The organism is Ignavibacteriales bacterium (genome assembly GCA_015709675.1).
In the GTDB taxonomy this organism is placed as follows: domain Bacteria; phylum Bacteroidota; class Ignavibacteria; order Ignavibacteriales; family Ignavibacteriaceae; genus H2-BAC3.
This window is the reverse complement of sequence record CP054182.1, coordinates 2768552-2788039: the sequence shown is the minus strand read 5'-3', so window position 1 is coordinate 2788039 and position 19488 is coordinate 2768552. Positions and strand designations below refer to the sequence as shown.

The following is a 19488-nucleotide window of genomic DNA, read 5'->3' as shown; positions in this document are numbered from 1 at the left end:
ATAATCCTCCTGCTGGTCGTTTTTCTGACCGGCACTATTCATGCTCAGTTGTTTCCGAATCTGGGCGGACAGAGAAGCGGTATATCAACCGCTCAGTTTTTGAAAATTGGTATCGGAAGCCGTGCAACTTCACTTGGCGATGCTTTTGTGGCTATCTCTGATGATGCATCAGCACTCTATTGGAATCCGGCTGGAATTACTCAGTTTACTACAAATGAAATCATGTTCTCCCATAACCAGTGGGTTGTAGATATCAATCATGATTTTCTTGGTGCGGTTTATCATTTAACCCCAAGTGACGCTATAGGGCTTTCGTTTACCTCTGTGACTATGGATAAAATGAAAGTAACTACGGAATTTGCCCCCTTTGGCACAGGTCAGTATTTTGCATTCTCTGATATCGCAATCGGACTTACGTTTGCAAAGAAAATGACTGATCAGTTTAGTTTTGGTGCAACCGTAAGATATATGGAAGAAACACTTGATAAATTGAAAATGAGAGGCGTTCTCATTGACCTTGGTACTTTTTACTGGACGGGTCTGGGCACCTCACGTTTTGCGGTTTCAGTTACCAACTTTGGAAACCAGCTTGCACCAGACGGGGAAGTAACCCTGGTTGGTAAGCGTTCAAAATCGGATTGGCAGAGTTTCTCTCCTCCGACTATGTTCCGGTTTGGAATTGCATTTGAACCGTATCAGGATGAGCATCAGATGGTGACTACCAGTCTCCAGCTGAATCATCCGAATGATAACAGTGAAAATATTTCCTTCGGAAGTGAATATGTCTTTAATTCCTTTGAAGGAATTTCTTTTGCTCTCCGCGGTGGTTATAAATTTAATGTTCTTGAGCAGGATCTGACTTTTGGGGCAGGTATTAAATATAATGCAGGATTTTCGCTCTTAACATTTGATTACGCTTATGCTGGTTTTGAGAGACTTGGTTCATCCCACAGAATTTCAGTGAGTGTCGGTATCTTATGAAAAAACATATCTTAACAGCAATATTTTCCGGAATGTTGATTTTCCTTGGCGGATGCAGTGACAAACTTGATCTGACCGAATTTGGAAATTCCGTAAGGGATACTACTCCTCCCGGCGATACAACATACATTCAGCTGAATCCGGTATGGAGCGGATTTAATAATCCGCAGGATATTCTCATCGGCAGAGAGCCCTTTATTTACGTTGCTGATACCGATAATGACCGCATTGTGATGATGAGACTGGATGGTACTATTGCAGGTGCTTTACCCATAAAACACCCGATAGCTATTGCCCAGGATTATGAATTCAATCTGATTGTCTGCGGTCAGTTTGATACAGTCCTCTCAACCGGAGCATTGCAAACCTACGATGCAGTGTATAAAATTGATCTTGTTGCTTCCAATCATAACATAGCTTCTGCTCCTGTTACCCGGCTTCTTCCAAGAGTTGGTGTGGCTGATGATTTTAATACTGCATTAAAATATACCGGAGTTACGGTTCTTTATGATAACCGTATCTTTGTAACCAGGAAGGGCCCTATAAACAATAACATTTTTAAACTTCCTGATAATTCTATCCTTTTCTTTGAAAGAAGAATTATCGGAGGAGTTAAGAAGGATACCCTTATAGGCAGAGTTCCGCTTATTGAACCCCTTGGGACGGGACTGCTCAGTGCAAACAATTTATCATCAATAGCCGCATTTAACCGCAGGAATCAGGATATCGTTGTTACGCTCACTGGTGAAAACTCGTTTAAAACACAGTGGTTCACATTTATTGAAACTACAGAGTTTTCAGGTTACATTAGTAAACTGCAGCCGGGTAATGCTGATCTGATGAGGGTTGGCAGATTTGAACAGCCTGAAGATGTAGCCATTGACAATTCAGGCAACATGTTTATTGTTGATGCACAGAAGGACAGCGTGTTTGTTTTCAACTCCTCGGGTGATGAAGCTCAGTCCTTTGGCGGGTCATCAATGTTTAACGGGCCGATGGGTGTAGCTTTTTATGACCGTACTCTGTATATCGCAGATACAAAGAATAACCGGATACTTCGATTTATTTTATCAACGAATATATAATGCACAGAATTGTTCTCCTTTTATTAGTGATTTCCGGCTTTGCGGCCGCACAGGATATCACTCCCATAGTTAATCTCCGTGTTAATGACGCATCCGGAATTCCTGTTACCATGGGTCAGTATTTCAAGGTACGGGGAGTGGTAACTGCTTCGAATCATTTCGGAACAGCCGGCCCCGGTGCAATTCAGGATGAAACTGGTGCTATTAGTGTTTATGGATCAACTTTTGCAGGCCCTCTGGTGCCGGGTGATACAGTAGAAGTTTATTCTTCTGTTACCCATTTTAACGGACTTACGCAATTTGATCTGGCAGCTTCAGGGTCAACGGTTCTCAAGATATCTTCGGGGCAGCAAATTGAGCCGGAAGTACTTACCATAGCTCAGATACTGGCTCAACAGTGGAATGGGTATGAGGAATATGAGAGCAAACTTATACGAATAGATAACTGTACTATTACGGGCAGCGGTAATTTTGCTTCTGCTACTAATTATAATATAACTGACGGTACAGGTACATTAACACTCAGGATTGACAATAATGTCACCTCAGTAATCGGAACTCCGATTCCTTCAGGATCAGTTGATATTGTGGGTATACTTGCTCAGTATAAGTTTAGCGCCCCCTATAGTTCAGGCTATCAGATCATGCCGAGATTTATTGCTGATTTTGTGTACGATGGAGCACCTCAGATTCTAACTCCTGTTTTAGCTGCAGATATTACGACATCCTCCTTCAAGGTGTATTTTTCAACAGTGAGAAACGGAGATTCCAGAGTTGCATACGGTCTGACGGAAAATGTTGAACTTGATACTCTTCTGATATCTGTAGATACAACATCACATTCCGTCCCGGTTACTGGATTAGAACCCGGAACAAGGTATTTCTTCAAAGCCTTATCTGCGAATTCAGCCGGATTGAGTGTTTCCGGTCTTCAGAGTGTTATCACAGCATCTGATGATCCAGAAGTTGGAAAAATTAATGTATATTTCAATTATTCTGTTGATACTTCCGTTGCATTGCCCGGAAATGCCGCACAGGGGAATGTGAATTTTCAGCAAAAGCTGGTTGAAAGAATAAACAGGGCAAACTACTCAATTGATATGGCGGTATATAGTTTTACCGGACTCACTGATGTTATAGCTGCATTGCTGACGGCAAAAAACCGGGGAGTGAAAATTCGTGTTGTATATGACAGCAGAACAAATCAGCCGGGAATGATCTCACTGCTCAACGCCGGTATTAAAATGAGCAAAAGACAGTCCACGAGCGGTATCATGCACAATAAATTCCTTGTTATTGACGCCAGAGATACTATTCTTTCCAATGACTGGATATGGACGGGTTCGTATAATCTTACTACAACTGAACTCAACTGGAAAAATAATATCATAGAGATTAATGATCCATCACTTGCTCAGGCGTATATGATTGAGTTTGAGGAAATGTGGGGAAGTAATACCGATGAACCAAATGCTGCAAATGCCCGGTTCGGTTCACAAAAGCTTGACAATACGCCTCACTCTTTTACCGTGGGAGGAAGAGATGTTAAATTGTATTTCAGCCCCTCTGATCAGACAACCAGCAAGATTATGTCTGCAATTAACACGGCAAATCATCATGTTTTTTATGCATTATATTCATTTACTCGTGGTGAAATTGCCACAACGCTGCGTAACCGTCATGATCTGGGAGTAAACTTAAGAGGCATTATTGACCAGACGGGTGATGCGAGTTCACAGTATAATTACTTGAAAACCTTCTCTGAGGTTTTTGATAATTCCTCTGCAGGTGTTCTGCATCATAAATATGCTGTCGTTGATCCATCTCATCCGGAGAGTTTCCCGACGGTAATAACCGGGTCACATAACTGGTCAACTGCTGCGGAAACCAATAATGATGAGAATACCCTCATTATAGTGGATCCGCTCGTAGCCAATCAGTACATGCAGGAGTTCAAAAAGAGATATAATGATGAAGGGGGGACTGGTATATTCATAGTTCCTACCGGTCTTCAGGAAACAATGGGAGCTTCCGTCTCATCATTTGAACTATATCAGAATTATCCCAATCCATTTAATCCAATGACAACGATTAAAATAAGCGTGTCACAAAGGCAGAATATAAGCCTCATACTTACGGATATCCTTGGGCGGGATTTAGCAATACTCTTTGAGGGAGAGGTTGAGCCGGGTGTTATTGCTGTTGACTTTAGTCCTTCTGCTTACGGGCTCGATTTGGCTTCAGGAGTCTATCTTTACCGGCTGACGGGGGATTCCTTCTCCTCAGTCCGTAAAATGGTCTACCTCAAGTAGCCCCTATTTCGTGGTTATTGGGAAATGTGTTCATTTGAAATGAGTAAAAAATTCAGTAAATTTCTAAACTGTTTTAAAATTCAGGAGTAACTGCATCTTGCAAAAAGGACAAATAATCCAGGTTATCGGGCCTGTTGTTGACATTCACTTTGAGAATAACCATCTCCCAAAGATTTATAACGCTATCAAAATTCCAAGAACCAATGCAGACGGTCAGAAGGAAGAACTGATTGTTGAAGTTCAGCAGCACCTCGGTGAAGACCGGGTAAGAACCGTTGCAATGGACTCCACTGACGGCCTTGTCCGTGGTATGGATGCTTTTGACACTGAGGAGCCAATAACGGTACCAGTGGGTCCCCAGACTCTTGGCAGACTTATTAATGTTGTTGGTGACACTATTGATGGTAAAGAACCGATTACATCCGGTAAAAGATACCCTATTCACAGACCAGCTCCGGATTTCGCAAGTCTTTCAACAAAGACGGAAATGTTTGAAACCGGAATTAAGGTCATTGACCTTCTCGAGCCTTACTCAAAGGGTGGTAAAACCGGTCTTTTCGGCGGTGCGGGTGTAGGCAAAACCGTCGTAATCCTTGAACTTATTAATAACATTGCCCAGCATCACGGTGGTTACTCTGTATTTGCAGGAGTAGGTGAAAGAACCCGTGAAGGTAATGACTTGTATCTTGAAATGACCGAATCAGGTGTAATTAACAAAACAGCACTGGTATTCGGACAGATGAACGAACCTCCCGGAGCAAGACTTCGTGTGGCTCTTACAGGTCTCACAATCGCTGAATATTTCAGAGATGAAGAAGGCAAAGACGTTCTGCTGTTTATTGATAACATTTTCCGTTTTACTCAGGCGGGTTCCGAAGTGAGCGCGCTTCTGGGCAGAATGCCATCAGCAGTAGGATATCAGCCCACGCTGGCTACTGAAATGGGTGCTCTTCAGGAGAGAATTACTTCTACAGACCGCGGCTCAATTACCTCAGTTCAGGCGATTTACGTACCTGCTGATGACCTTACTGACCCGGCTCCGGCAACTGCATTCTCTCACCTTGATGCAACAACCGTATTAAGCCGTGCAATTACCGAACTTGGTATTTATCCGGCAGTTGATCCGCTTGATTCCACCTCAAGAATTCTTGAGCCAGGAATCATCGGTATTGAGCATTATTCTGTTGCAAAGCGCACCAAAGAAGTACTCCAGTCATATAAGGATCTGCAGGATATTATCTCGATTCTTGGAATGGATGAGCTTTCAGATGATGATAAACTTGTCGTTAACAGAGCCAGAAAAATCCAGAGATTCTTCAGTCAGCCTTTCAGCGTAGCTGAACAGTTTACCGGTTATCAGGGAAGATACGTTAAACTTGCTGACACCATTGCGGGCTTCAAATCAATCCTCGAAGGTGCTTGCGATGAATGGCCAGAACAGGCATTCATGTATGTTGGTACTCTTGATGAAGCTGAAGATAAAGCTAAAAAGATGATGGCGGCTGTCTAAAATGAAAAATCTTGACCTTGAAATAATTACCCCCTCTAAACCGGTGTACCATGGTGAAGTAGTATCTGTTACCATTCCCGGAACTGAGGGTTCGTTTCAGGTTTTAAGAGCTCACGCACCTCTGATGAGTACATTTGAAGTTGGTGGTATTAAAATAATTGAAGCCGACAATAATGAAGTTTTATTTGCAACATCAGGCGGAACAGTTGAAGTGTTGCATAATAAAATTCTTATACTTGCTGACTCGCTCGAGCGTGCTGACGAAATCAATGTTCAAAGAGCAGAAAACTCTGCAAAGAGGGCTCAGGACAGACTATCGAAAAAGGGAAGCAGTGACGTGGATGTTCCGCGTGCTGAAGCTGCTCTAACCAGAGCTCTTAACCGGCTGCGAATAGCCAAAGGGTTATAAATAAAAAAAAGGCCTCAGAATTTCTGAGGCCTTTTTACTTTTAGGGATATTTTAAGATTTTGCGAAACGGGCCGCTACTTCACCCCAGTTTACAACATTCCACCAGTTTTCAATGTACTCGTTTCTCTTATTCTGATATTTCAGATAATAAGCATGCTCCCAAACGTCCAGTCCTAAGATTGGAGTGCCTTTAACCTCAGCAACATCCATCAGCGGGTTATCCTGGTTTGGTGTGCTAGAGATAACCAGTTTTCCATCTGCTACTGAAAGCCATGCCCAGCCGGAACCAAATCTTGTCATTGCTGCATTAGCAAAGAGTTTTTTAAACTCGTCAACAGAGGTGAATGCAGAATTAATTGCGTCAAGAAGTTTTCCTTCCGGCGCTGAACCTCCTGGCTTCATAACTTTCCAGAAAAGTGAGTGATTGTAATGACCTCCGCCATTGTTTCTGACAGCGGGTGATAATTTTGAGATACCTGCCATCAATTGTTCGAGTGATGAACCGAGAAGTTCATTGCCTGCAAGAGCATTATTCAAATTGGTCACATAAGCATTATGATGCTTGCCATGATGAATTTCCATCGTCATTTTGTCGATAAACGGCTCCAATGCGTCATGAGCATAGGGGAGTGCCGGTAATTCGTAATTAGCCATTAAAGATGTCCTTCCTTTACTATTAGAAAATATACCTAAATTGTTCATTCCGAGGGTCATTCCTGCCCCGAAAAGAGAAAATGCTGAGATGAAACTGCGCCGCTTCACGGTTAAACCCCGAAAGAACTGCCGCAGCCGCAGGTTTTTGTTGCATTCGGGTTGTCGAAAACAAACCCTCTGCCGTTCAATCCGTCCGTAAAATCAAGTGTCATACCTGAGATATAGAAGAGACTTTTCCCATCAATAAACAGTCTTACACCCTCTTCTTCAATTATGGTGTCGCCGTCCTTTGCTTTTTCATCAAACCCAAGGGTGTAAGAAAGACCTGAGCACCCGCCTCCTTTAACACCAACTCTTAGCCCATAACCGCTTGGAATTTTACTTTCAGCCATCACTTTTTTGATCTGATTAACGGCTTTTGCTGTAATGGTAATCTCTCTCTCTATCTGTGCTGTTTCCATATAATCTCCTGTTAACTAACTACTGCTGTTTCTTTATTTTCCTGGTATTTTGTATCAATAACTCTGTACGCGTGATCTGAAACTGGACTTATAACCCCGGCTTCAATCATATTTTTTACAATTTCTTTGGCTTTTTTCTCTGTTTCCGAAAGATGCAGATTTTGTCCTTTAGGCAGGGTATCATGCACTAAGGTATAGTGAATGTCCCTGAAAAAGATGTTTGAATTGTAAAAGAACTTAAATCTTTTTCTGAATTTCTCAATAAAACTGTTGATATTTTCCATAAGTTTTCTGTTTTTGAAGAGGTTTATTGTATCCTCAGGCCTGATATTAGATGTATTAAACACCCTGGGGTTTCGGATACGGCTAATTTAGAAATATTATAGTATTAAATATAAGAAGAATGCGTGTCAGACTGCAATTCTTAACAAATTCAACACCGTTTTAGCGGTGTAAGTTCCTTATTAACAGTTAGTTATGCAGTCTAAGGCCATAAAAAAACCGCAGCCAGTTTTGCTGACTGCGGTTAATAAATTCCTTGAAAAACCCTTTATGGCAGATAAAACTTCAGGGCTGCTTCAGCAAATTTAATAATCGGAGTAAAGAAAATTCCGAAAATTATGGTCGGTACTGCCAGAACCAGAGTTAAAACCCCGCCATACACATTCTGAGTTACCGGACCCTGCTCCTTTTCTGGTTTGGAAATAAAGAGGTGTTTCATCACTCTTACATAGTAATAAAGTGAGATAACGCTGTTCAGAAACAGGAAAAACGCAAGCAGAACCTGATCTGCGTTTATTAGGGCCATCAGAATATAGAATTTTCCGATAAACCCGGCTGTCGGGGGTAGTCCGGTCAGTGATATCAGAAAAATGCTTAGCGTTATGGCATAAAGCGGCAGTTTAGAGCCGATTCCGTTATAATCTTCGAGCATTTCACTGTTAATTTCATTTTTAATGAGAATGACAACGAGGAATGCACCTAAGTTCATCAGAAGATAGAACGCAAAGTAAACCAGCACTGCCACCATGCCTGCTGAGTTCAGGGCAGCTATTCCCGCCAGAAGATAACCGGCATGTGCAATACTGGAATAGGCCAGGAGTCGTTTAACATTCCTTTGCCAAAGCGCAATCAAATTTCCGATAGTCATTGAACCGATACTTATGAAAATAAGAATATCGTTCCAGGGCAGACTGCTTATTGGCTGTAATACATCAGAATTAAATCCTTTTCTGAAGAAAAGGTCCAGAATGAGACGGAGAAGCAGAATAAATCCGCCTATTTTACTGGCGACCGAAAGATACGCTGTAAAGTGAGTCGGGGCTCCTTCGTAAACATCCGGAGTCCAGAAGTGGAACGGGAATGCGGAGATTTTGAATGCAACACCAGCAAGGATAAATACGACCGACATCAGCAGTAGGGCACCGCTTACTGCGCCGGATCCCAAAATCGCCTGAATGATGAAGATATTGGTAGTTCCGGTTAAACCGTATAGAATGGATATACCATATATCATTATTGCAGAAGATGCCGCTCCGTAAACAAGATATTTTAACGATGCTTCGCTGCTTTGTAACGAGCGTTTGTAATATCCCGACAAAGCGTAAGATGAAATGGAGAGCAATTCAAAGCCGGCATACAAAAGAATCAGGTCATAAGATGATGACAGGAAAAAAACTCCAAGTACTGTGCATAGCAGAAGAACAACAAATTCACCCTCCCGCTTTTCCATAGTTGCATCTTCACGGTTAATGCCCATAAAAAGGACAGTGAATAAAGCAGAAATTGATGCTATTATTTTAACGAAGGTTCCCAGAGGATCAATACTCATGAGGGGAACACCGTTTGAACCGGTGAAAAGTTTCATACTGGTATTACTGTCTCCAAAGAGAATAATAAGTACAAGACCAATTCCGGTTAAGGAAACAGCTCTTAGAAGTATTTTATTTCCTTTACTGAAGAGTTCAATCGTCAGCAGAAGCAGTATGACTCCTGTCAGTACCAGTTCTGCCCGCAAACTCAGCAGATCATGTAGGTTCTGAGAAAGTTCCATTTATTTCATTCCTGACATAAAGGATTGAAAATCCGTTTTACTAACCTGATTCACCAGTTCGTTGATTGAAGTATTCATCAGATCAAGCATAATTGAAGGGAAGATACCGAGAATCAGAACGATCACTGCAAGAGGAACAAGCATTGTATATTCTCTGAAATCCAGATCCTTCAGATCAGCCCACTTTTGATTCAGATTACCGAGATATACACGCTGCATAGTCCAGAGCATATAGCCTGCACCCAGGATAATACCAGCAGCAGAGATGATGGTCAGAAGTCGGATTGATTCAACCTTAAATGCTCCGAGGAAAACAAAGCTTTCAGATATAAAACCGCTCAGTCCGGGAAGTCCGATTGCAGCAAAAAATGCAACAGTTGCAAATCCTGTATAAACCGGAAGATTAACTGCAAGCCCGCCAAAATCATTAAGACCGCGTGTATGAGTTCTGTCATAAATCACGCCCACCAGAAGGAAGAGCATAGCTGTTATGGTACCATGATTGAACATTTGCAGAACCGCACCGCCTAATCCTACTTCATTGAGGGCGGCCATACCAAGCAGTACATATCCCATGTGAGATACAGAAGAATACGCAATCAGTTTCTTGAAATCTTTCTGAGCCATTGCACAGAAAGCACCATAGATAATATTAATCATTCCGAAAAGTGCTATCCACCAGACTAAGTCACGGGTGATTTCCGGGAAGATGGAATAATTGAACCGGATAATACCGTAAGCGCCGAGCTTCAAAAGTACGCCTGCAAGTATAACGCTTATTGGAGTCGGAGCTTCAACGTGTGCATCGGGCAGCCATGTATGGAAAGGGAACATCGGTATTTTTATTGCAAAACCCACAAACAATCCGATGAACGCTATAAATCTCAGGTTTGCCGGATTAAACGGAGAGAGAATACCATCCTGAGTATAGTTTTTCGGATCCATCATTGAAAGTATGTTGAAGGTATGGAATGATGCTCCTTCACCGGTAACTTCATTTACTGAAAGATACAAACCGATCATAACAAGAAGGATAAATACGCTTCCGAAGAGTGTGTATATAAAGAACTTGATTGCTGCGTATTCCTTTCTAGGACCACCCCAGATACCAATCAGGAAATACATCGGAAGAAGCATGATTTCCCAGAAAACGTAGAATAGGAAGAAATCCAGTGCAAGGAAAGTTCCCATCATACCTGTGTCAAGCAGCAGGAAGAGGGCAAAGTATCCTTTTACTGACTTATCAATATTCCAGGATGAAATTGCCGCAATGAAAGAGATCAGCGCGGTCAAAAGCACCATGGGAGCTGAAAGTCCGTCAACGCCAAGGAAATAATCAATCTTAATCATTCCAAGCCAGGAACCTGAATCAAAGGTAATCCACGGAACTCTTTCTACGAATTGAAAGGTAGCGGGGTTATTGATTCCTGCCTGTGTATAATTAAATCCGGCCCACATAACACCGGCAAGAACAACCTGAAGTCCGGTTGCTACCAGTGTGGTGATTTTTATGAGCGTACGTTTTTCTTTCGGTAACATCATTATGATGACCATACCGATGATGGGTAAAAACGTCAAAAGTGTTAGCATAGGGAAACTTGACATAATTTATTCCGATTATCTACTGTCTTGCGTAAAAGAAAAATATTAAAACTATTGAAACTACAATGAAAGCCACATAAGTCTGAATTTTACCAGTCTGCAGCTTCCGCATAAATAAACCTATAAGTCCGGTGAACATTGCTGTAAAATTCACCAAACCATCAACAACATATTTGTCAAACAGACCGCCTAAGTCAGAAACTTTACGGGTTACATATGCGGATAAATTAACCAGACCATCTACGATAGTTGCATCAAACCAATAAAGAACTCTGCTTACGAGCATAGAAAACTTTACTACTATTACCTCATAAAGCTCATCAAAGTACCACTTGTTGTAAAGAAAGTTATAAACCGGACGGAACTTCTCTTTATATATGTCTGTTGAGATCTTTTCCTTAAAATAAACGGTGTATGATAACATAAATCCGCCAAAGGCAAAGAGCAGGGAAAGAGCCATAGCTATGTAATGGTAATGATGCGATGCCTCAGCATACGCTTCTGTATATCCTGTAGCTGATGTACCTGCTAAAGTCATGAATGAGTACCGCAATCCATCGGGTACAGCTGAGGAGGCAAAGTTCATTCCCTTCATCAGCCAGCCATTTTCACCTGAAAGAGGATTAAATGAGTAAAACGGAAATACTGAAAGTGCAGCCAGAATCAGAAGCGGGATGACCATAACATTTGGGGACTCATGGACTTTATGACCATGAGCTATATGATGCTCTACACCGCTTATATTTCCTTTGATGAACACTTTGAAGAGAAGTCTGAACATATAAAAGGCTGTCAGGAATGTAACTCCAAAACCAACGACCGCGAAAAACCAGTTTCCAGTTAATGAACCGTAGATCATTGTGGCATTCAGGATTGCATCTTTACTCAGGAATCCTGAAGTAAATGGAACTCCGGAAATCGCCAATGTATAAATCGCGAATGCAAGAAATGTTTTAGGCATATACTTTCTTAGTCCGCCCATGTGTCTTATATCCTGCTCATGGTGCATACCATAAATAACTGAACCTGCTGCAAGAAATAAGCCAGCCTTAAAGAAAGCATGAGTCATGAGATGAAAGAATGCAAAACCGAAGGCGCCAAGTCCGATTGCCATAACCATCAAGCCAAGCTGGCTGAGTGTAGAATAGGCGAGTACTTTCTTGATGTCATATTGAGTGAATGCAATGGTAGCCGGAATCAGTGCTGATAAAGCTCCGATAACTGCAATAACCAGTAATGCATCAGCTGATAGCAGGAAGTATATTTTAATGACCATGTAAACACCGGCTGCCACCATTGTTGCAGCATGGATCAGTGCGCTTACAGGGGTCGGGCCTTCCATTGCATCTGGCAGCCAGACATGCAGGGGAAATTGAGCCGATTTTCCGATAGCACCGCAGAAAAGAAGAACGCCCATAACAGTGAGCCAGAAACCGCTGTTGAATGGAAGAACGCCGCTCAGGAGACCTTCTTTAATGCCGTCAAATGAGAAAGTTCCGAAGGTCACAAATACCAGAAGAATACCCGCAAGCATTCCGAAATCACCGAATCTGTTCGCGATGAACGCTTTTTTACCCGCGTCCGAAGCAGATGTTTTTTCGAACCAGAACCCGATAAGCAGGTAAGAGGAGAGTCCTACCAGTTCCCAGAAGATATACATCATAAGGAGGTTATTCGTAATAACGATTCCGTTCATTGAGAAGGTAAAGATACCCAGATACGCAAAGTAGCGTGAGTATCTTTTATCACCGTGCATGTATTCGAGAGAAAAGGTATGAACCAGAAAACTGATAAGAGCCACGCCGAAAAGCAGGATTACCGAGAGACTGTCAAACTGAAATCCCAGCTCAATAGTAATGCCGGGGAACTCTATCCAGTTAAAACTCGAAATAAGATGAAGTGAATGTAAATCACCGGAAGTCATAAACAGCAGGATACCTGCGGCAATAACATTTAATCCGATAAAGAACATCTCCGCATAATGAGCATTCTTTGTCCATTTATTAAGCAGGAGAGTTGTAAAAAATCCTGCCAGCGGAGCAAAGAGTGCGATTATTGCAATAAGAGAGAGAAACTCAGAATTCATAATTACTCTTTTAGTTTATCTGCTTCGTCAGCGTTTACTGTATTAAAATTCCTGTAAATATTGAGCACAATGGCCAGTGCAACGGCTGCTTCAGCAGCGGCAAGTACTATAATAACCAGTGCGTTAAGATGGCCCGATGCGCCAAAGTTTCCAAAATGGGAGAAAGCCACAAAATTAATATTTGCAGCATTAAGCATCAGTTCAACACCCATCAGAATGAGGATTGAATTTTTTCTTGTGATCATTGCATAAAGCCCCAGACTGAACAACAGCGAACTGATAACAAGAAAATGATTGAGGGTGATTTCAGACATTAGATTTTCTCCTTTCTTCCGATAGAAGCAGCACCGATAAGTGCAGCAAGAAGAAGAACACCGAGCAGTTCAAAAAGCACCAGGTAATCAACTATAAATAGCCGTGAGATTTCTTTCAACGGAACAGGCGTCAGAACTGCTGCATTCGTATATAAACCGCTTTCGGTAAAAAGAAGAATGAGAAGACCAGCCAGTGCACCGGTCGCAATTGAACCCAGCAGCAGATTGGTCATGCTGTTTTTAATTCCTTCTGTAAGAACTGAGTTCGTGAGCATCACTCCGAAAATCAGTACAATCAGAATGCCGCCAACGTAAACAATTAACTGAACAATAGCGATAAAATCAGCGCTCAGAAGAACGTATAAGCCGGCGACACCGAAGAAAGTCAGCATTAGAGCAAAAACTGAATATATCAGATTCTTGCTCATAACAACAATAAAAGCAGAGCCGACGGTGATAAGGGCAAACAGCCAGAAAACAAGAGAATAATAGGTCATCTTATTTAGCTTCTCCTTCCTTGGCTTTTGCTGCAGCAGCGGCAGCATCCGCAGCGGCTTTTGCAGCTTTCTTTTCCTCTTCAAATTTCTGGAAGTTGATCACTTTTTGTTCAGCTTCTTCAGGAGAAAGAGTTGAATAGTTGTAGATCAGATTCTGACGATTATACTCTGAAAACTCATAGGTATCAGTCATGTAAATACATTCGGTCGGGCAGGGGAAAACGCAAAGCTGGCAGTAGCAGCACTTTGCGATATCAATATCAAATTTGGTTACCCAAAGAGCTTTTTTCTTGCCGTTTGATGTCTTGCCAAGATCTTCACCGGGAAGTGATTTTACAGTTTCAATTGTGATACAATCCACTGGACATGCACGTGCGCATTGATCGCAGCCAATGCAGTCATCCATATTGACATATAGTCTGTTTCTGACTCTGTCAACCATGGGAACTCTTACATCAGGATATTGTATCGTTACGGATTTTGTGAATACATGCTGTAATGTTATCTTCATTCCTATGAAGACAGTCATCAGGCCTGTATAAATATTTGATAAATATTCTCTCATAAGACCATCAAAAGTGCTACTATAACAAAATTAAGAATCGAAATGGGAATCAGATACTTCCAGCACAGAGCCATGAGCTGATCAACTCTAAGACGCGGAAGAGTCCATCTGAGCCACATTTGAACGGTAACCAGAAGCAGTCCCTTAAACGTGAACCAGAAAAATTGTTCAATGCCCTTCAGGAGAGGAGAGCCCACAAGGTCACCTATATATCCGAACGGAGAATGATATCCTCCAAGGAAAAGACTTGCAACAAGAACAGATACCGCAAACATATTCGCGTATTCAGATAGAAAGAACATCGCAAACTTCATACCGCTGTATTCAGTGTGGTATCCACCGACGAGTTCTGATTCTGCTTCTGGGATATCAAAAGGAGTTCTGTTTACTTCGGCCAGGGAACTTATATAGATAATCACAAAGGCAATTATCATTAACGGGATAAGTGCAATTTTGGTCATTAGAGGATAAGAACCGCCGAATATAAACCAGTTAAACGCGTTAGCAGTCTGTGTTTCAGAAAGCTCTCTCAGATTGAACGAGCCGCCAACGATTGCAACTGTAAGAATAACAACCACTGTCGGAATTTCATAACTGATAATCTGTGCAGTTGAACGCATTGCACCAAGAAGGGAATACTTGTTGTTCGATGCCCACCCTGCCATAAGAATGCCTGCGACAACCAGCCCGGAAACTGCCACAATATAAAGAAGACCGAGATCTATGTCCGAACCGATATAGGCACCTGCAAAGGGAATTGCCGCAAACACTGCATAGCTTCCCATGAAGGTCAGTACCGGAGCGATATTAAATAGTTTCCGGTCAGCTACTTTCGGAACAATATCTTCCTTTTGAATAAGCTTTAAAATATCAGCAACTGTTTGCAGCCAGCCATGTTTACCAACCCGCATCGGGCCGAGGCGGTCCTGCATATGGGCTGATACTTTTCTTTCCCACCAGACCGCAAAAAGCGCGAAGGGTATGATAAAAACTAAAGGCAGAGCAGCATTTACAGTTAAGGAAATGAACAGGTTATTGGTTAACTCAAAAAGAGAATCGAAAATCATCTGTCTACCTCACCGAGTACAATATCAATACTTCCTAAAATCGCCACAACATCCGCGACCAGATGGCCTTTGCAAAGTTCGCCCATAACTCCAAGACTAATAAAAGATGGAGGCCGTACCTTTACTCTTGCGGGCTGCTGTCCGCCGTTACTCACAATGAAATAACCGAGTTCTCCGCGGGGATTTTCCACTCTTGCGTAGATATGCCCGACAGGGGGTTTATATCTTTTCGGAATGGCAGAACTTACATCACCTTCTGGTATCTGATCAATGGCTTGCTCAATAATCCGTATGCTCTGTTCCATTTCAAGAACACGTACGTAATATCTGTCCCAACAGTCTCCGACAGTTCCATGCCAGCCCTCGCCGACTGGTATATCAAAGTCGAACTTGTCATATACTGAATATGGGTCATCTCGTCTTAGATCCCATTTAAGGCCGGAAGCCCGTAAATTTGGACCAGTCATGCCGTAGTTAATTGCAGCATCAAGCGGAAGTATTCCGACATTTGCCGTTCTTTCAATAAATATCTTATTGTATGAAAGAAGATTATTCAGTTCTTTTACAGTCGGTTTGAATTCTTCGAGAAACTCTTTGGTCAGTCTCACAAAGTCAGGGGGAATATCATGTGAAAGACCGCCCGGCCACATATAATTATAAAGAAGTCTTGCGCCGCAGGTTATTTCAAAGAGATTTAATATTTTCTCGCGGTCTCTAAAGCAATAGAGGAAAGGAGTGAATGCTCCAATATCAAGCCCATAAGTTCCGACGGCAACAAGGTGAGAGGCAATTCTCTGCAGTTCAGCCATGATGACACGGATATACTCAACGCGCTGTGGTACTTCAATTCCCATGAGGCGTTCACATGCAATTGCCCAGCCCATTTCATTACCCATCGCGGCCAGATAATCCATCCGGTCAACGTAAGGAACAATCTGCTGATAGGTAAGCGCTTCGCAGTGTTTTTCAAAACATCTGTGCAGATATCCAACATGCGGTTTTACATCAACTATTACTTCTCCTTCAAGAACGATTTCCAGGCGAAGAACGCCGTGCGTAGAAGGATGCTGAGGTCCCATATTCAGGACCATTTCTTCAGTTTTTACTTGCTGAGGGGGTAAAGTTAAAAATTCACTCATATCAGTAGGGGACCTTCATTCCCTGATAAAATTCAGGATTTTTGTAATCTTTTCTGAGCGGATATCCTGCTTCCCAGTCATAAGGCATTAGAATCCGGATAAGATTTGGATGGTTTGTGAAATTGATCCCAATCATATCATATCCTTCGCGTTCGTGGAAGTTTGCTCCCTGCCAGATAAAAGTTACGGAAGGGACATCCGGAGTCTCCCGGGGAACGTGAACCACAACGTTAAATTTATGACGAAGACTTAGTGATTCAAGGTGATAATACACCGAAAGGGTACCACCGGTCATAACCGTGCTCCCGTCTTCCAGTGTGGATTTTGTACCATTGAAATCATCAACAGCTGAAAGGAGGATTAAATTATCCATTTTTAACTCTGAATCACCATAAAGAACTGACATAAGGTCAATCAGTTTATCTGCCGGTACTTCAAGAGCTTTATCTGACGCAGATTTATCAAAATCGAGTCCGCTAAGCGCTGGATAATGTTCTGTGATGTAAGTTTTAATTTCTTCCTGCGTCATGATGCATTCCTAACAAGAGATTCATTACGGATTTTATCCTGAAGTTTCAGAAGTCCTTCCAGGAGTGCTTCCGGTCTTGGAGGACATCCGGGGACATAAACATCAACAGGTATAATTCTGTCCACCCCTTTAAGCACATGATAGCCGTGCTCCCAATACGGTCCTCCGCAATTGGCGCAGCTTCCCATTGATATTACATATTTTGGATCAGGTATCTGTTCGTACAGTCTTTTTACTCTCGTAGCCATTTTAAGGGTAACGGTACCCGAGATAATAATGATGTCTGACTGACGGGGGGATGGGCGGGGGATTACCCCAAAACGGTCAAAATCGTAATGAGAAGCTGAAGTAGCCATCATTTCGATTGCGCAGCAGGCAAGACCAAATCCAACCTGCCAAAGTGATGACAGGCGGGACCAATTGAGGAGATCCTCAAGATTGGTTATTACTATATTTTCGTTTTCGAATTTCTGATCGAGAAGTCCCATTAATTTGTAACCTCTTCTTTTACTTTTTTGGCTGGCAGGGTAACCTGCGGTAACTTAAACGTATTTGACATGAATTTCTCACTTTCCGGCCGGTCCCATTCCAGATCGCCCTTTCTCCACTCATAAACCATACCTGCTACAAGGAGGAAAATAAAGGCAAATCCAGTTACAAATCCAATGATTCCGTATTCCTGGTAAATTATCACCCATGGTACAAGCAGCACAATTTCCACGTCAAATATCAGGAATATCAGGGCTACTATATAAAAACGGAAATTAAACCTGACCCAGGGGGAGCCCTGAGCATTTTCTCCGCATTCGTATGTTAATAATTTTTCGTCGGTAGGGCGATGGGGTCTTATGAGGTAGGCTGTAAAAATTCCAACTATAACAAAAACTATAGCCAGAATCATGAAAGCCAGGATTTTACCGAATTCAGTCATGATAAACTTTCCGGATTAGAGTATTCAAAAGTCAATTTAGTGTCGAATTTTTCAATAATTTTGATAAAACCATTTGTATCGTGCAAATCTCATGCCAACACTCATTCGCCTCAAAACTTAGGCATTTTCTTTGTAATCCTGCTATTATTCGGATATATTTCTGTTCAAAATTACCATAATTATTTTCCATGCGTCCCACTAAAGCAGTCATTAACCTTTCTAATCTCAGAGAAAATTATCTCAACATTAGGAAACACAGTTTTCCTTCGAGAGTTATTCCTGTGGTTAAAGCAAACGGTTATGGCCATGGGGCTGCGGAAGTGGCATTTTCTTTATTAAAAACCGATTTTCCGCCTGAAATTTTTGCCGTCGCGATGACCGAGGAGGCCATAACCTTAAGGAAAGCGGGAATTGAAACTCCGATTTTGGTATTTGAAAATCTTTCAGGGGGTAATATAACAGAACATCTTGAATACAGACTTACGCCTACTATAGCGGATGCTGACGGCTTACGTGTGTTTTCAGCTATTTCAGAGGAAAAACGGGGTAATCTGCACCCGGCCGTAAAAGTGGATACGGGAATGGGCAGACTGGGATTTACAATTGAGGAAGTGGCTGAGGCGCTCCGCACTCTGGTTAACGGCAAAAATTCCGGAATTCACTCAGTTTATACCCATCTGGCGACTTCGGATGAGCAGGATTTATCATTTGCACGGCTTCAGGTTGAAAGATATTTATCTTTGACAAGGGACTTACAGAATCAGGGATTGCCCGTCGGATTTACACATTTTTCAAACAGCGGCGGAATTCACAATCTTGATCAGCAAGGTGCGGATTTTGTGCGGGCCGGAATATCACTTTATGGCTACTATCCGTCTGAGTTTTGCAATCAACGTATTCCGTTAAAACCTGTGATGTCTCTGGTTTCTGAAGTCGAGACGATTCGATATTTTAAGCAAGGTGAATCAGTTTCTTACGGAAGGAAGTATATCGTAACTGAAAAAACGCAGATAGCGTCCATACCAGCCGGCTATGCGGATGGTATTCCGCGTATTCTGTCTGGAAAAATTTCGGTGCGTATCGGTGAAAAAGAGTACCGGCAGACAGGAACTATAACCATGGACCGGATTATGATTGACTGCGGAAATGATCCCATTGACAAAAATGCTAAAGTAATCCTTTTTGGTGAAACAGGAACAACTGCTGATACCTGGGCAAAAATTGCCCATACAATTTCATATGAAATAACCTGCGGAATATCAGCACGGGTTCCAAGGGTATATATCTGAGATA

Annotated in this window: 20 protein-coding genes; 6 read left to right on the top strand and 14 right to left on the bottom strand. The window is 42.1% G+C overall.

Annotated elements, in window-relative coordinates:
* From HRU80_10675 to atpC, 5 genes are all read left to right on the top strand, one after another.
* On the top strand, positions 1–981 hold the full coding sequence (locus HRU80_10675) for a PorV/PorQ family protein (protein QOJ30522.1): 981 nt from the start codon (positions 1–3) through the stop codon (positions 979–981).
* Complete coding sequence (locus HRU80_10670; GenBank protein QOJ29319.1) at positions 978–2066, top strand: hypothetical protein; 1089 nt, start codon at positions 978–980, stop codon at positions 2064–2066. Before HRU80_10675 ends, HRU80_10670 begins: the two co-directional genes overlap by 4 nt.
* Positions 2066–4378 carry a T9SS type A sorting domain-containing protein gene (locus HRU80_10665; protein ID QOJ29318.1) on the top strand — a complete coding sequence of 771 codons (2313 nt, stop codon included), beginning with the start codon at positions 2066–2068 and terminating at the stop codon, positions 4376–4378. Before HRU80_10670 ends, HRU80_10665 begins: the two co-directional genes overlap by 1 nt.
* 97 nt (positions 4379–4475) lie before the next feature.
* Positions 4476–5888 (top strand): F0F1 ATP synthase subunit beta, encoded by a 1413-nt coding sequence (atpD, locus tag HRU80_10660; GenBank protein QOJ29317.1) that lies wholly within the window; start codon positions 4476–4478, stop codon positions 5886–5888.
* A 1-nt stretch (position 5889) separates the two neighbouring features.
* Entirely contained in the window at positions 5890–6297 is a 408-nt protein-coding gene (atpC, locus tag HRU80_10655) for an ATP synthase F1 subunit epsilon (GenBank protein ID QOJ29316.1), read from the top strand.
* Positions 6298–6348: 51 nt separating this feature from the next.
* On the opposite strand, the gene HRU80_10650 is transcribed toward atpC, so the two are convergent.
* The 14 genes from HRU80_10650 to HRU80_10585 form a co-directional block, all read right to left on the bottom strand.
* Positions 6349–6951, bottom strand: a complete 603-nt coding sequence (locus tag HRU80_10650; GenBank protein ID QOJ29315.1) for a superoxide dismutase — start codon at positions 6949–6951, stop codon at positions 6349–6351.
* Between the two features lie 110 nt (positions 6952–7061).
* Positions 7062–7412: an iron-sulfur cluster insertion protein ErpA gene (gene erpA, locus HRU80_10645; protein QOJ29314.1), complete on the bottom strand. Its 351-nt coding sequence runs from the start codon at positions 7410–7412 to the stop codon at positions 7062–7064.
* Between the two features lie 11 nt (positions 7413–7423).
* Positions 7424–7759 (bottom strand): hypothetical protein, encoded by a 336-nt coding sequence (locus HRU80_10640; GenBank protein QOJ29313.1) that lies wholly within the window; start codon positions 7757–7759, stop codon positions 7424–7426.
* 203 nt (positions 7760–7962) lie between these two features.
* A complete protein-coding gene (locus HRU80_10635) occupies positions 7963–9465 on the bottom strand; it encodes an NADH-quinone oxidoreductase subunit N (protein ID QOJ29312.1) in 1503 nt (500 codons plus the stop codon).
* Positions 9466–11055 carry an NADH-quinone oxidoreductase subunit M gene (locus HRU80_10630; protein ID QOJ29311.1) on the bottom strand — a complete coding sequence of 530 codons (1590 nt, stop codon included), beginning with the start codon at positions 11053–11055 and terminating at the stop codon, positions 9466–9468.
* 31 nt (positions 11056–11086) lie between these two features.
* Positions 11087–13153 carry an NADH-quinone oxidoreductase subunit L gene (nuoL, locus tag HRU80_10625; protein QOJ29310.1) on the bottom strand — a complete coding sequence of 689 codons (2067 nt, stop codon included), beginning with the start codon at positions 13151–13153 and terminating at the stop codon, positions 11087–11089.
* A gap of 2 nt (positions 13154–13155) precedes the next feature.
* The gene (gene nuoK, locus HRU80_10620; protein QOJ29309.1) at positions 13156–13467 is read right to left on the bottom strand and encodes an NADH-quinone oxidoreductase subunit NuoK; all 312 of its coding nucleotides are present in this window, start codon (positions 13465–13467) and stop codon (positions 13156–13158) included.
* Positions 13467–13964 carry an NADH-quinone oxidoreductase subunit J gene (locus tag HRU80_10615; GenBank protein ID QOJ29308.1) on the bottom strand — a complete coding sequence of 166 codons (498 nt, stop codon included), beginning with the start codon at positions 13962–13964 and terminating at the stop codon, positions 13467–13469. The genes nuoK and HRU80_10615 overlap by 1 nt, the downstream gene beginning before the upstream one ends.
* Before the next feature lies 1 nt (position 13965).
* Positions 13966–14529, bottom strand: coding sequence for an NADH-quinone oxidoreductase subunit I (locus HRU80_10610; protein QOJ29307.1), 564 nt, complete (start codon positions 14527–14529; stop codon positions 13966–13968).
* Complete coding sequence (gene nuoH / locus HRU80_10605) at positions 14526–15596, bottom strand: NADH-quinone oxidoreductase subunit NuoH (GenBank protein ID QOJ29306.1); 1071 nt, start codon at positions 15594–15596, stop codon at positions 14526–14528. The genes HRU80_10610 and nuoH overlap by 4 nt, the downstream gene beginning before the upstream one ends.
* A complete protein-coding gene (locus tag HRU80_10600) occupies positions 15593–16735 on the bottom strand; it encodes an NADH-quinone oxidoreductase subunit D (GenBank protein QOJ29305.1) in 1143 nt (380 codons plus the stop codon). The genes nuoH and HRU80_10600 overlap by 4 nt, the downstream gene beginning before the upstream one ends.
* Position 16736: 1 nt before the next feature.
* Positions 16737–17264 (bottom strand): NADH-quinone oxidoreductase subunit C, encoded by a 528-nt coding sequence (locus tag HRU80_10595; GenBank protein ID QOJ29304.1) that lies wholly within the window; start codon positions 17262–17264, stop codon positions 16737–16739.
* Positions 17261–17752, bottom strand: coding sequence for an NADH-quinone oxidoreductase subunit NuoB (gene nuoB / locus HRU80_10590; protein QOJ29303.1), 492 nt, complete (start codon positions 17750–17752; stop codon positions 17261–17263). The genes HRU80_10595 and nuoB overlap by 4 nt, the downstream gene beginning before the upstream one ends.
* Complete coding sequence (locus tag HRU80_10585; protein QOJ30521.1) at positions 17752–18198, bottom strand: NADH-quinone oxidoreductase subunit A; 447 nt, start codon at positions 18196–18198, stop codon at positions 17752–17754. Before HRU80_10585 ends, nuoB begins: the two co-directional genes overlap by 1 nt.
* Before the next feature lie 185 nt (positions 18199–18383).
* Here HRU80_10585 and alr point away from each other — a divergent pair, with 185 nt between their 5' ends.
* Positions 18384–19484, top strand: a complete 1101-nt coding sequence (gene alr / locus HRU80_10580; protein QOJ29302.1) for an alanine racemase — start codon at positions 18384–18386, stop codon at positions 19482–19484.
* Positions 19485–19488 lie beyond the last annotated feature (4 nt).

Coding starts and splice junctions, on each gene's coding strand:
- HRU80_10670 (QOJ29319.1), top strand. CDS start 978: ATGAAAAAACATATCTTAACAGCAATATTTTCCGGAATGTTGATTTTC.
- HRU80_10665 (QOJ29318.1), top strand. CDS start 2,066: ATGCACAGAATTGTTCTCCTTTTATTAGTGATTTCCGGCTTTGCGGCC.
- atpC (QOJ29316.1), top strand. CDS start 5,890: ATGAAAAATCTTGACCTTGAAATAATTACCCCCTCTAAACCGGTGTAC.
- HRU80_10650 (QOJ29315.1), bottom strand. CDS start 6,951: ATGGCTAATTACGAATTACCGGCACTCCCCTATGCTCATGACGCATTG.
- erpA (QOJ29314.1), bottom strand. CDS start 7,412: ATGGAAACAGCACAGATAGAGAGAGAGATTACCATTACAGCAAAAGCC.
- HRU80_10635 (QOJ29312.1), bottom strand. CDS start 9,465: ATGGAACTTTCTCAGAACCTACATGATCTGCTGAGTTTGCGGGCAGAA.
- HRU80_10630 (QOJ29311.1), bottom strand. CDS start 11,055: ATGCTAACACTTTTGACGTTTTTACCCATCATCGGTATGGTCATCATA.
- nuoL (QOJ29310.1), bottom strand. CDS start 13,153: ATGAATTCTGAGTTTCTCTCTCTTATTGCAATAATCGCACTCTTTGCT.
- nuoK (QOJ29309.1), bottom strand. CDS start 13,467: ATGTCTGAAATCACCCTCAATCATTTTCTTGTTATCAGTTCGCTGTTG.
- HRU80_10615 (QOJ29308.1), bottom strand. CDS start 13,964: ATGACCTATTATTCTCTTGTTTTCTGGCTGTTTGCCCTTATCACCGTC.
- HRU80_10610 (QOJ29307.1), bottom strand. CDS start 14,529: ATGAGAGAATATTTATCAAATATTTATACAGGCCTGATGACTGTCTTC.
- nuoH (QOJ29306.1), bottom strand. CDS start 15,596: ATGATTTTCGATTCTCTTTTTGAGTTAACCAATAACCTGTTCATTTCC.
- HRU80_10600 (QOJ29305.1), bottom strand. CDS start 16,735: ATGAGTGAATTTTTAACTTTACCCCCTCAGCAAGTAAAAACTGAAGAA.
- HRU80_10595 (QOJ29304.1), bottom strand. CDS start 17,264: ATGACGCAGGAAGAAATTAAAACTTACATCACAGAACATTATCCAGCG.
- nuoB (QOJ29303.1), bottom strand. CDS start 17,752: ATGGGACTTCTCGATCAGAAATTCGAAAACGAAAATATAGTAATAACC.
- alr (QOJ29302.1), top strand. CDS start 18,384: ATGCGTCCCACTAAAGCAGTCATTAACCTTTCTAATCTCAGAGAAAAT.